The sequence below is a fragment of the Streptomyces davaonensis JCM 4913 genome (assembly GCF_000349325.1).
Taxonomy (GTDB): Bacteria; Actinomycetota; Actinomycetes; order Streptomycetales; family Streptomycetaceae; genus Streptomyces; species Streptomyces davaonensis.
The window spans coordinates 2,120,462-2,131,500 of record NC_020504.1 but is presented as its reverse complement, the minus strand read 5'-3'; the positions used below and the strand labels follow the sequence as shown (position 1 = coordinate 2,131,500).

At 72.9% G+C, this 11,039-nt stretch carries 11 protein-coding genes; 8 read left to right on the top strand and 3 right to left on the bottom strand.

Annotation, left to right across the window (positions count from 1 at the left end; translation table 11 throughout):
• Window positions 1-125 precede the first annotated feature (125 nt).
• From BN159_RS09365 to BN159_RS09355, 3 genes are read left to right on the top strand one after another with little or no spacing between them, the layout of a single operon-like run.
• Entirely contained in the window at window positions 126-1,877 is a 1,752-nt protein-coding gene (locus BN159_RS09365; RefSeq protein WP_015656704.1) for a CocE/NonD family hydrolase, read from the top strand.
• A 59-nt stretch (window positions 1,878-1,936) separates the two neighbouring features.
• Window positions 1,937-2,197, top strand: a complete 261-nt coding sequence (locus BN159_RS09360; protein ID WP_015656703.1) for a LapA family protein — start codon at window positions 1,937-1,939, stop codon at window positions 2,195-2,197.
• Window positions 2,198-2,216: 19 nt separating this feature from the next.
• Window positions 2,217-2,783, top strand: coding sequence for a GNAT family N-acetyltransferase (locus BN159_RS09355; RefSeq protein WP_015656702.1), 567 nt, complete (start codon window positions 2,217-2,219; stop codon window positions 2,781-2,783).
• A 10-nt stretch (window positions 2,784-2,793) separates the two neighbouring features.
• On the opposite strand, the gene BN159_RS09350 is transcribed toward BN159_RS09355, so the two are convergent.
• A complete protein-coding gene (locus BN159_RS09350; protein WP_015656701.1) occupies window positions 2,794-3,141 on the bottom strand; it encodes a VOC family protein in 348 nt (115 codons plus the stop codon).
• 100 nt (window positions 3,142-3,241) lie between these two features.
• On the opposite strand from BN159_RS09350, the gene BN159_RS09345 reads away from it, so the two are divergent.
• From BN159_RS09345 to BN159_RS09330, 4 genes are all read left to right on the top strand, one after another.
• On the top strand, window positions 3,242-3,715 hold the full coding sequence (locus tag BN159_RS09345) for a phage holin family protein (RefSeq protein WP_015656700.1): 474 nt from the start codon (window positions 3,242-3,244) through the stop codon (window positions 3,713-3,715).
• Between the two features lie 170 nt (window positions 3,716-3,885).
• Window positions 3,886-5,346, top strand: a complete 1,461-nt coding sequence (locus BN159_RS09340) for an NAD(P)/FAD-dependent oxidoreductase (protein ID WP_015656699.1) — start codon at window positions 3,886-3,888, stop codon at window positions 5,344-5,346.
• The gene (locus BN159_RS09335; RefSeq protein ID WP_015656698.1) at window positions 5,343-7,181 is read left to right on the top strand and encodes a transketolase; all 1,839 of its coding nucleotides are present in this window, start codon (window positions 5,343-5,345) and stop codon (window positions 7,179-7,181) included. Before BN159_RS09340 ends, BN159_RS09335 begins: the two co-directional genes overlap by 4 nt.
• Window positions 7,181-7,813: a GvpL/GvpF family gas vesicle protein gene (locus tag BN159_RS09330; protein WP_015656697.1), complete on the top strand. Its 633-nt coding sequence runs from the start codon at window positions 7,181-7,183 to the stop codon at window positions 7,811-7,813. Before BN159_RS09335 ends, BN159_RS09330 begins: the two co-directional genes overlap by 1 nt.
• A 33-nt stretch (window positions 7,814-7,846) precedes the next feature.
• Here the strand turns inward: BN159_RS09330 and BN159_RS09325 are convergent, their stop codons facing one another.
• The gene (locus tag BN159_RS09325) at window positions 7,847-8,668 is read right to left on the bottom strand and encodes a class I SAM-dependent methyltransferase (protein WP_015656696.1); all 822 of its coding nucleotides are present in this window, start codon (window positions 8,666-8,668) and stop codon (window positions 7,847-7,849) included.
• A 102-nt stretch (window positions 8,669-8,770) separates the two neighbouring features.
• Window positions 8,771-10,264, bottom strand: a complete 1,494-nt coding sequence (locus BN159_RS09320; protein ID WP_015656695.1) for a bifunctional phosphatase PAP2/diacylglycerol kinase family protein — start codon at window positions 10,262-10,264, stop codon at window positions 8,771-8,773.
• A 60-nt stretch (window positions 10,265-10,324) separates the two neighbouring features.
• Here BN159_RS09320 and BN159_RS09315 point away from each other — a divergent pair, with 60 nt between their 5' ends.
• Window positions 10,325-10,981, top strand: a complete 657-nt coding sequence (locus BN159_RS09315; RefSeq protein WP_015656694.1) for a histidine phosphatase family protein — start codon at window positions 10,325-10,327, stop codon at window positions 10,979-10,981.
• Window positions 10,982-11,039 lie beyond the last annotated feature (58 nt).

The window sequence follows — 11,039 nt, the reverse complement described above, 5'->3', positions numbered from 1 at the left end:
GAAACACCCGTTACGGCGATTGACCTCTTCTGACACGTGTCACACCATGACTACCGGCCGGAACTTACCGGTCGGTAAGTCGAGTTGTCCTCAGTGTGCCGGGTTGTCCTCAGTGTGGAGGTCCTGTGTCCCGTCGTGTGCTCGGATTCTGCGTCCCCCTCGCTCTCCTGCTCGGCGCCACACTCACCCAACCCGCCACCGCGACCTCGCAATACACCGTCACCGCACTGAAGTTCACCGTCCGGACCGGCGGCCGCACCTGCACGGTCGACGCCGACCTCTACCGGCCCTCCGGCGTGGACCACGCGCCGGCCGTGCTCGCCACCAACGGCTTCGGCGGCAGCAAGAACGACGGATCCACCGACGCCATCGGCAAGGCCTTCGCCCAGCGCGGCTATGTCTCGCTCGTCTACTCCGGGCTCGGCTTCGGCCGCTCCGGCTGCCTGATCTCCCTCGACGACCCGGCGATCGACGGCACGGCGGCAGCACAGCTCATCGACTTCCTCGGCGGCAAGAGATCAGCCGACGACGGCACCACCGCCGACTTAGTCACCCTCGACGCCCCCGGAGACCCGCGCGTCGGCATGATCGGCGGTTCCTACGGCGGCGCGATCCAGCTGGCCACGGCGGCCGTCGACCACCGCGTCGACGCGATCGTCCCGATGATCACCTGGAACGATCTGGCGTACTCCCTCGACCCCAACAACGCCGTCGGCGCCGCCAGTGTGCCCGGCGCCTTCAAATGGCAGTGGACGAACGGCTTCTACCTCATTGGTGAGGGGCAGCCCCTGCTGGAGGCGAGCCTCGACCCGTCCCGGATCAACTCCCTGTCCTGTCTGCACTTCGTCACCCGGGCCTGCGACACCATCCGCACCCTCAACTCCGGCAGCTACCCGGCGGACCGCACCGCCGAGCTGCTCGCCTACGCCCGCAGCGTCTCGCCGGTCTCCTACCTGGGCCGGGTCAAGGCACCGACCCTGCTGATCCAGGGCCAGGCCGACAGCCTCTTCAACCTCAACGAGGCCACGGCGACGTACAAGGCGCTCAAGGCGCGCGGCACCACCGCCAAGATGATCTGGCAGTCCTGGGGCCACAGCGGTGGCATCAGCGACCCGGCCTCCGGCGAACTCAACCTGGTCCAGGGCAACTTGGAGACCAGCTACGTCGGCCGCCGGGTCCTCGCCTGGTTCGACCGCTACCTGGGCGGCAAGCACGTCGACACGGGCCCCGCCTTCGCCTACTACCGCGACTGGATCACCGACCCCGACGGCACCTACGCCACCGCCGACCGCCTCCCCTCGCTCAGCCGCAAGCTGTACCTCTCCGGCGACGGCAAACTCGTCGACAACCGGGCCAAGGTGGCGCGCGGCAGCCGTACGTACACCAACTGGCTGATTCCGACGAGCCATTCCGAGAGCTCACTGGCCGGGGCGATCGGGCTGCCGGACCCGGCGCCGTACGACACCAAGGGCACCCACCTCGCCTGGACCAGCGAGCCGCTGGCCCGGACCACCGATGTCGTCGGCGCACCCCGGGCCACCCTGAAGGTCGTCTCCCCGAAGGCCGAGCGGACCCAGGGGTCCGGGAACGCCGCCGACAAACTCGTCCTCTTCGCCAAGCTCTACGACGTCGCGCCCGACGGCACCAAGACCCTGGTGCACCGCCTGGTCGCGCCGGTGCGGGTGCCGGACGTGGCGCGACCCTTCACCGTGACGCTGCCCGGCATCGTGCACCGGTACGAGCAGGGGCACCGGCTGCGCTTCGTGGTCGCGGCGAGTGACGACGCCTACTTCGGCAACCGGGGGATCAAGCCGGTCACCGTGGTGAGCGCGCCGGGGGACACGGGGGTGCTCGAGTTGCCGGTGGTGGGCGGCTGAGTCACCCGGAGGACCGCCCTCACCGTGCGTGACCAGGGCTTCGGGCGCACCCTGGGGGCATGAGTCCGAAGACCTCTCAGAGCGGTGGCGGTGGCAAGGTCGGTGGGAAGGGCGGCGGCCGGAACCCGGCGTTCACGCCTGCGCGGATCGCCGTTCTGGTCCTGGCCGTCCTCACGCTGATCTTCATCTTCGAGAACACCAAGGAGACCGAGATCCGCCTGCTGATCCCCCTGGTCACCATGCCTCTGTGGACGGCACTCCTGGGCACCGCCGTCATCGGCGCACTGTGCGGGGCGTATTTCATGAGGCGGCGCCGGTAGGCCGCCGTAGGCTGGCGGGATGCCGCACATCGCACCCCGCTATCTGGCCGAGAGTCCGCGCGTGGGCATACGCCCCTTCGGTCTCGAGGACGCCGCCGAGTTCACCGCCCGGGCCCGGGAGAGCAAGGCGCTGCACCAGCCCTGGCTGTTCCCGCCGGACAACGCCGCGCACTACGCCGCCTACGCGGGGCGACTGATCGAGGACCCGACCAAGGCGGGCTTCCTGGTGTGCGAGAAGGACGACGACGGCGCGCTCGCCGGGTTCGTCAACATCAACAACATCGTCCAGGGCGCGTTCTGCTCCGGCGCCCTCGGCTACGGCGCCTTCGCGCACGCGGCCGGGCGCGGACTGATGCGCGAGGCGCTCGGCCTGGTCGTCGGGCATGCCTTCGGGGCGCTGCGGCTGCACCGGCTGGAGATAAACGTGCAGCCCGGCAACACCGCCTCCATCGCCCTGGCCCGCGCCTGCGGATTCCGGCTCGAGGGCTTCTCCCCGGCCATGCTCTACATCGACGGCGCCTGGCGCGACCACGAACGCTGGGCGCTCACCGCCGAGATGGTGCGGCGCCCGGTGGATCAGGCCTGACGTCCGTGGATCAGGCCTGACGGTCCACGTACTCGTACACCGTGCCGTCCGGATGCATCGCGATCAGGTTCCGGCCGCCCGGGGTCGCCACCGGGCCCGCGATCACCCGGGCACCCAGCTCGACGAGCACGTCCCGGGCCTCCTCGATGTCCTTCACGGCGATCGTCGCGGCGACCTTGCGCAGCACCTCCAGCTCCGCCTCCGGGCCGCTCATCAGCAGGAAGCAGCCGACCGCGGCCACCTCCACACCGCCCCGCCCGAAGCGCTGGGCCCGGCCGCCCGCCAGCCGCTCGTAGAACGGGACCGCGGCCTCCAGGTCGTCGACGCAGACACGCAGCGTGGCTCCCAGAATCTCCATGTGTACGAGCCTAGTTGGCACCGGCCCGCCGCGGTGATCGGTTCGCCCGATCTGCACAGGGCCCGCGTTAGGCGCACCCCGCCCGGGGTACCCGGCGGCCATGGAGCGCTTGGACCACCTTGAGCATCTGGACAAGAACCTGGTCGACGAACTGACGCAGGTGGCGCGCGAGACGATCCGTGAGGAACTGCGCGAGCAGACCCGCAGGCAGCGCCGCACGGCCCTGTTGTACGCCGCCTCCGGCACCGTCGCCCTGTACGCGGGCGCGGCCCTCGCGCTCGCCCTCGGCCTGGCACTGGCCGCCGCCCTGCCGGACTGGGCCGCCGCACTGATCACCGCGGCGCTCCTGGGCATCGTGGCCTATGCGCTGCGCGCCGCCGCCAGGCCCACGCACACCACCGCGCCGGCCCCGCCCGGGCGCACCCTCGGCGGCACCGCGCCGGCCGCCCCGCCGAGCGGGCTCGGCATGCCGTACCCGCCGATGCCGTCCGCCGCGCCCGGCACCCCGGCCCCGCCCGAGGGCGCGCCGCACCCCGACGACATCGACCCCGAACAGCCGCACCACCGGGCGTGACGCACGGCGAACGGGCCGGGCCGGCGCAGGGCCGTCGTGATCACCGCGGAACAAGGGCACGATCGCTCCTTCCTGTCCTCCTGCCCGGTCACGTTTGGCCGTCCGGACCAGGGGGACGCGGAAGGCTCCCGTAGGCGAGCGAGCCATCGAGAACGGCCGGAGGCCCCATCGTGAGTCGACCCCGCATCGTGATCGTCGGCGCCGGATTCGCCGGGTACCGGACGGCCCGCGCCCTGTCCCGTATCACCCGGAACCGCGCCGAGATCACCCTGCTGAACCCGACCGACTACTTCCTCTATCTGCCCCTGCTGCCCCAGGTCGCCGCCGGGATCCTGGAACCGCGCCGGGTGACCGTCTCCCTCTCCGGCACCCTGCCCCACGTGCGGCTGGCGCTCGGCGAGGCGGACGTCATCGACCTCGACGGACGCACCGTGCACTGCACGGGACCCGAGGGTGACCCCGGAACCCTTCCCTACGACCGGCTGGTGCTGGCCGCGGGCAGCGTCAACAGGCTCCTCCCCGTCCCCGGCGTCGCCGAGCACGCGCACGGCTTCCGCGGCCTGCCCGAGGCGCTCTACCTGCGCGACCACGTGACTCGGCAGGTGGAGCTGGCGGCCGCCGACGACGACCCGAAGAGCCGCTCGGCGCGCTGCACCTTCGTCGTGGTCGGCGCCGGGTACACCGGCACCGAGGTCGCCGCGCAGGGGCAGCTCTTCACCGACGCCCAGGTGCGCGGACACCCCCTGCGGGCGGGCATGCGGCCGCGCTGGCTGCTGCTCGACATCGCCGACCGGGTCCTGCCCGAACTCGACGAGCGGCTCTCCCGCACCGCCGACAAGGTGCTGCGCGAACGGGGCGTCGACGTCCGTACGGGCACCTCGGTGAAGGAGGCCACGTCCGGCGGAGTGCTGCTGAGCGACGGCGAGTTCATCGACACCCGCACGCTGGTGTGGTGCGTGGGCGTACGGCCCGACCCGCTCGTCGAGTCGCTCGGACTGGCGCTGGAGCGCGGGCGCCTGCTGGTCGACCCGCACCTCCAAGTACCGGGCCGCCCGGAGCTGTTCGCCTGCGGGGACGCGGCCGCCGTACCTGATCTGGAGCGGCCCGGCGGTTACACCCCGATGACCGCGCAGCACGCCTGGCGGCAGGGCAAGGTCGCCGCGCGCAATGTGGCGGCCTCGCTCGGGATGGGCGAGCGCCGCGTCTACCGGCACCGCGACCTGGGCTTCGCCGTCGACCTCGGCGGGGTGAAGGGCGCCGCCAACCCGTTCGGCGTGCCCCTGTCCGGGGTGGCGGCGGGCGCCGTGACCCGCGGCTACCATCTCGCCGCCCTGCCCGGCAACCGCGTCCGGGTCGCCGCCGACTGGCTGCTGGACGCCGTACTCCCGCGCCAGGCCGTCCAGTTGGGCCTCGTACGGTCCGGGTCGGTACCGCTGGACACGGCGTCGCCGGAGCTGGCGCGGGTTCCGGGGCGGCCGGAGAAGGCGAAGGGGGCGAAGCAGGGGGCGGAGAAACGGGTGGAGGAACCGATGGACGAGCCTGCCAAGCACCAGCCCGGCCCGGCACCCGCGCGCACCGAGCCCCCCAGCCCCGTGAAGCGGGCGGACCTGCCGGCCGAAGGAGACTCATGAACACCGCCGAACTCGTCGAACTGGGACAGCAGTTGCGGGTGGACAGTGTGCGGGCCTCCGATGCCGCGGGGTCCGGGCATCCGACCTCGTCCATGTCCGCCGCCGACCTGATGGCCGTACTCCTCGCCCACCACTTCCGCTACGACGTCGATCGCCCCGCCCACCCCGGCAACGACCGCTTCGTGCTGTCCAAGGGACACGCCTCGCCGCTGCTGTACTCCGCGTTCAAGGCGGTCGGGCTGGTCGAGGACGCCGAGCTGCTCACCTTCCGCGCGCTGGGCAGCGCCCTCGAAGGGCATCCCACGCCCCGGCGGCTGCCCTGGGTCGAGACGGCCACCGGATCGCTCGGACAGGGACTGCCGGTCGGCGTCGGCATCGCGCTCGCGGGCAAGCGCCTGGACCGCGCCGGCTACCGGGTGTGGGTGCTGTGCGGGGACAGCGAGCTGGCCGAGGGCTCGGTGTGGGAGGCGGCCGAGCATGCGTCGTACGAGCATCTCGACAACCTCACCGCGATCGTCGACGTCAATCGGCTCGGCCAGCGCGGAACGACCCGGCACGGCCATGACCTGGACGCCTACGCCCGCCGCTTCCAGGCCTTCGGCTGGCACACCGTCGAGATCGACGGGCACGACGTCGACGCGATCGACCGTGCGCTCGGCCAGGCCCGGTCCACCGCCGGACAGCCCACCGCGATCCTCGCCCGCACCCTCAAGGGCAAGGGCGTGGCGTCCGTCCAGGACCGTGAGGGACTGCACGGCAAGCCGCTGAAGAACGCCGAGGAGGCCGTCGCCGAACTCGGCGGGCGGCGCGAGGCCAGGATCCGGCCGCAGGAACCGCCCGCCGTGCGCATGCTGCACGCCGTGCCCGCCGGGGAGTCCGAGCCGCCCGAGTTCGGCCTGGGGGAGACGATCGCCACCCGGGACGCCTACGGCCGGGCACTCGCCGCGCTCGGCTCGGCACGCGGTGACATCGTCGCCCTGGACGGCGAGGTCGGCGACTCCACCCGCGCGGAGCTCTTCGCCAAGGAGCACCCCGACCGCTACTTCGAGTGCTACATCGCCGAGCAGCAGATGGTCGCCGCCGCGGTGGGGCTCGCCACCCGCGGCTGGGTGCCGTACGCCGCCACCTTCGCGGCCTTCCTGACGCGGGCCCACGACTTCGTGCGCATGGCCTCGATCAGCGGCACCGGGATCAACCTCGTCGGCTCGCACGCGGGGGTCGCCATCGGGCAGGACGGGCCCTCGCAGATGGGCCTGGAGGACCTGGCGATGATGCGCGCGGTGTACGGCTCGACCGTGCTCTACCCGTGCGACGCGAACCAGACCGCCCGGCTCGTCGCCACCATGGCGGGCCTGGACGGCATCCGCTATCTGCGCACCACGCGCGGGGCGAGCCCGGTGATCTACGGCCCCGACGAGGAGTTCCCGGTCGGCGGCAGCAAGGTGCTGCGCTCCTCCGGCCAGGACCGGATGACCCTGGTCGCCGCCGGGGTCACCGTGCACGAGGCGCTGGCCGCCGCCGACGCCCTGGAGCGCGAGGGCATCCGGGCCCGGGTGATCGACCTGTACTCGGTCAAGCCCGTCGACCGGACCGTGCTGCGCCGGGCCGCCGAGGAGACCGGCTGTCTGATCACGGTGGAGGACCACCACGAGGAGGGCGGCCTCGGCGACGCCGTCCTGGACGCCTTCCTCGACGGCCGCCCGGTCCCCCGGCTGAGGCGGCTCGCGGTCCGCACGATGCCCGGTTCGGCCTCCCCGGAGGAGCAACTGCACGCTGCCGGCATCGACGCCGTGTCCATCGCGGCGGCCGGACGGCTTCTGCTCACGGAGGCCTGATGTCCGCACTGCGCTACGTGTACGCCGTCTGCCGGCCGTTCCGCTCGGCCCTCCAGGCCCAGCTCACCGGGGTCGCCGGTCAGCCGCCGAGGCAGCTGACCCACCACGGTCTGATCGCCGTCTACAGCACGGTGCCCGAGGCGAACTTCACCGAGAAGGCGCTGCGCGACCGGCTGGAGGACCTGGCCAGGGCCCACCACGGCGTCGTCGACGCGCTCACCGCCGTCACCACCCCGCTCCCGCTGCCGCTCGCCACCGTCTTCCGGGACGACAGCGCCCTGCGCACCATGATGGAGTCCCGCGAGACGTACTTCCGGGACGCCCTCGACCGCCTGGAGGGGCGGGTGGAGTGGGGCGTGAAGGCCGTCCACGTCGAGCCCGGCGAGAACGCCCGGCACGGGGCCGCCGAATTCGCCGGGAAACTGCATGCGGCGCTCTCCTCCCTCGCGGAGGACTTCCGGCTGCACGAGCCCGCGGGGCGGCGTGTGCTCGACGCCGCCTATCTGGTGCCCCGCGAGGATTCCGAGGAGTTCGTGGAAGAGGTGGACCGGGCCAAGGCCGGGGCCCCGGAGGTGCGAGTGGAACTCACCGGCCCCTGGGCCGCGTACTCGTTCACCGGCGCGGAGCGGTGACGGTCGGCCTGCCTTCGTTCAGCCAGCCTTCGTTCAGCCTTCCTTCCGGCACAGGATCTCGCCGTGCAGGACCGAGAACCAGGCGTCCTCCTGCGCGCCCCACTCCCGCCAGGCGTCCGCGACCGCGTGCAGGCGCTCCGTGGTCGCGTGGCCGCCCTCGACGGCCAGTGGGGCGTAGGACGAGGCCAGGGTGCGGTCCGCCCACAGGCCGCTCCACCAGGCCCGCTCCTCGGCGGTGGCGAAGGTCCAGGCGGTCGAGGTGGCCGTGATGTCGGTCAGGCCCGCGCTCAGCGCCCAGGACTTCAGCCGCCGCCCGGCGTCCGGCTCACCGCCGTTGGCGCGGGCCACCGCGTGGTACAGGTCCAGCCAGTCGTCCAGCCCCTGGGACGCCGGGTACCAGGTCATGGCCGCGTAGTCCGAATCGCGGACCGCGATGATCCCGCCCGGCCTCGTCACCCGCGTCATCTCGCGCAGCGCGGCCACCGGGTCGCCGACGTGCTGGAGCACCTGGTGGGCGTGGACCACGCAGAAGCTGTCGTCCGGGAAGTCCAGCGCGTGCACGTCGGCGACCGCGAACTCGACGTTGTCCCGGCCCCGTTCGGCGGCCGTGGCGCGGGCCTGCGCCAGGATGCCGGGGGCCCGGTCGACGCCGGTGACCCGGCCGTCCGGGACCAGGGTCGCCAGGTCGGCGGTGATGGTGCCCGGACCGCAGCCGATGTCCAGGATCCGCATGTGCGGCTGGATCGAATCCAGCAGGTATGCCGCGGAGTTGGCGGCGGTGCGCCAGGTGTGCGAGCGCAGCACCGACTCGTGGTGCCCATGGGTGTACACGGCGGTCTCACGCGGCTTCGACATGGCGTTCCCCTCGTCTTGTCGTCGTCCTGTCGACGTGCCGCAACCGTACGCCCGCGTGCCGAATAATAAGATCTCTGTATTGAGATGTGGACTGATGGCGCGTCAGTCCCCTGGTAGCGGCCGGTACACGACGAGCGCCTCCGGCAGCTTTTCCAGCGTCACCTCGCCCTCCACCTCGACGAGTTCACCGTCGTAGGCGAGGAGTGAGCCCGGTGCGACATCGGCCAGGTGCAGTCGGCTCACCTGGACCGCCGCATGGGCGGGGGAGCGGGTCAGCGGGCCCGCGACGGCCGCGGCGAGCAGCCGGAGCGCGGGGCGGCGGCCGCCGTGCACGACCCGTACGTCCAGGACGCCGTCCGCGAGGTCGACCCGACGGCCCGGTGTCAGGCCCATCCGGTGGTAGGTGCCGTTCCCGGCGAACAGCAGCCACAGCGGCCGGGCGGACGGGCCGAGCCGGACCTGGAGCGGATGCCGGTCGGCGCGCAGGACGCGCAGGGCGGCGAGGACCCCGGCGGGCCAGCTGCCGATCAGGTGCGACCAGGCATCCCGCTCGACCACCAGCTCCGGATACACGCCCAGACTGCACGTGTTGAGGAACACGCCCCGCCGGTCGCCGTTGCGGAACCGACCCACGTCCACCCGCACCCCGTGGCCGCGCACCAGCGCCCGGGTCAGATCGCGCACGTCCTCCACGCCCAGGTCGTAGGCGAAGTGGTTCAGGGTGCCCCCGGGCAGCACCGCGAGCGGCAGTCCGTGCCGCAGGGCCACCTCGGCGGCGGTGTTCACGGTGCCGTCGCCGCCGCACACCCCGAGCACCCGGGCGTGCGCCGCCGCCTTCTCCAACTCCGGGCCCACCTGGTCCGGTTCGCACTCCACGACCTCGGCGCCCGGCAGTGCGTCCAGCAGCGTGCGCACCCGGTCGGGGGTGCCCGAGGCGGTGTTCGCGACCACCACCAGACCCTCGCCCTCGGGCAGCGCCGGCACCTCGGCGCGCGGCCGGGCCGGCGGGCGGAGCTGGGCCCGGGTCGGCACCAGGCCCCGTACCGCGTACGCGGCGCAGGCGCCGAGTGCCGCGCCCGCCAGGACGTCGCTCGGGAAGTGCACCCCGGTGTAGACCCGGGACAGCGCCACCGACCAGGCGACCGGCGCCACGGCGGCGCCCCAGGCCGGGGACTCCAGCGCGACCCCGGTGGCGAAGGCGGCCGCCGACGCGGAGTGACCGGAGGGGAAGGAGGTGGTGATCGGCTGCCGCTTCAGATGCCGCACCGGCGGCACCGGGTCCAGGACCGGGCGCGGGCGGCGCACCGAGCGCTTGCCGAGCGTGTTGATCGTCAGTGAGGCCAGGCTCAGCGAGGCCAGACCGCGCACCGCGGCCCGGCGCGCCCGCGGGGTGCGGGTCGCCGCCATCAGGGCGCCCGCGGCGAACCACAGCACCCCGTGGTTGGCGCTCCGGCTCAGCCGGGGCAGCACCCGCTCGGCGCCGGGCCAGTGCTGCTCGGCGGCGAACTCGAAGAGGCGGGAGTCGAGGGCGAGGAGCCGGTCGCGCAGCACATGGTGGCCCGGCTTCGGGATGGTGAGGTCCACATCAGGTCTCATGCCGTCACGGGTACCCTGAAGTGGCTGTTTCCTTGCCGGTTCGTTCCCGGAGAGCCCTGAATGCGCCTGCTCCTCGTCCGCCACGGCCAGACCCCCACCAACGTCGACTACCTGCTGGACACCGCCGTCCCGGGGCCAGGTCTGACCGAGCTCGGCGAGGCCCAGGCGGCCGCGCTCCCCGAGGCCCTCGCGGGCGAGGACATCGAGGCCCTGTACGTCTCCACCCTGCGGCGCACCCAGCTCACCGCGGCCCCGCTGGCCGCCGCGCGCGGACTCGACCCGCTCGTGCGGGACGGCATCCGGGAGATCTCCGCGGGCGACCTGGAGATGCTGCCCGGCGACACGGCGCACGGCGAGCTGTACATGCGTACGGCGTTCTCCTGGGCGGCCGGGGACACGGCGCTGCGGATGCCCGGCGGGGAGAACGGCGAGGAGGTGCTGGGCCGGTTCGACGCGGTGATAGCCGAGGCTGCCGCGAGCGGTGCCGGTACGGTCGCCATGGTCAGCCACGGCGCGGTCATACGGACCTGGACCGCGGCCCGCGCGGACAACGTGGACATCGCCTTCGCCGCTACACACCGGCTGGCCAACACCGGTGTGGTGATCCTGGAGGGCTCGCCGTCGGACGGATTCAAGGCGCTGTCGTGGGCCGGGGCGAGCGTGGCACCGGCGGGCGACGGCGGCCCGGCGGGCGAGCCGCTGGACGACGCCGGATAGCTCGAGCACGCCGGTGGCTCGGTGACGGCGGATATCGGTTTGCCGGGTCAGCGGTGCG

What these genes read in the sequence shown, in the direction of transcription:
- BN159_RS09360 (WP_015656703.1), top strand. Translation starts at nt 1,937, where the DNA reads ATGAGTCCGAAGACCTCTCAGAGCGGTGGCGGTGGCAAGGTCGGTGGG.
- BN159_RS09355 (WP_015656702.1), top strand. Translation starts at nt 2,217, where the DNA reads ATGCCGCACATCGCACCCCGCTATCTGGCCGAGAGTCCGCGCGTGGGC.
- BN159_RS09350 (WP_015656701.1), bottom strand. Translation starts at nt 3,141, where the DNA reads ATGGAGATTCTGGGAGCCACGCTGCGTGTCTGCGTCGACGACCTGGAG.
- BN159_RS09345 (WP_015656700.1), top strand. Translation starts at nt 3,242, where the DNA reads ATGGAGCGCTTGGACCACCTTGAGCATCTGGACAAGAACCTGGTCGAC.
- BN159_RS09335 (WP_015656698.1), top strand. Translation starts at nt 5,343, where the DNA reads ATGAACACCGCCGAACTCGTCGAACTGGGACAGCAGTTGCGGGTGGAC.
- BN159_RS09330 (WP_015656697.1), top strand. Translation starts at nt 7,181, where the DNA reads ATGTCCGCACTGCGCTACGTGTACGCCGTCTGCCGGCCGTTCCGCTCG.
- BN159_RS09325 (WP_015656696.1), bottom strand. Translation starts at nt 8,668, where the DNA reads ATGTCGAAGCCGCGTGAGACCGCCGTGTACACCCATGGGCACCACGAG.
- BN159_RS09320 (WP_015656695.1), bottom strand. Translation starts at nt 10,264, where the DNA reads ATGAGACCTGATGTGGACCTCACCATCCCGAAGCCGGGCCACCATGTG.
- BN159_RS09315 (WP_015656694.1), top strand. Translation starts at nt 10,325, where the DNA reads ATGCGCCTGCTCCTCGTCCGCCACGGCCAGACCCCCACCAACGTCGAC.